The organism is Bacillus sp. SIMBA_005 (genome assembly GCF_046535585.1).
Lineage (GTDB): Bacteria > Bacillota > Bacilli > Bacillales > Bacillaceae > Bacillus > Bacillus pumilus.
Genome location: NZ_JAWRWI010000486.1, coordinates 1 through 268, shown reverse-complemented (window position 1 = coordinate 268; position 268 = coordinate 1). Strand labels below are relative to the sequence as shown.

The window sequence follows — 268 nt, the reverse complement described above, 5'->3', positions numbered from 1 at the left end:
CAGTTGTAATACCGGAACGAGACAAGTCGGAACTCCGCACCATCGGACCGGATTGCCATGCCCTTCGCGCCGTCGGGCGCGTCGTAGGTCAATCCCGAGTACGTCGGATCGGCACTGACATAGAAGGAATTGTCGAAAAAACTGATATTCCCGATTGGGGTCCCGGCCACATCCGAGATGTTTACGATCTGGATGTTCTTTCCCGGAATATCCACGGATCCACCGTCACCATCCGATGCGATGCCATCGCCAAGGCCGGTGTTATTGG

At 55.6% G+C, this 268-nt stretch carries 1 protein-coding gene; it reads right to left on the bottom strand.

Annotated features, from left to right (window positions below; translation table 11 throughout):
• Positions 1-268, bottom strand: a 268-nt coding sequence (locus tag SB660_RS21000) for a hypothetical protein (protein WP_410584311.1), incomplete at both ends; no start/stop codon positions are given.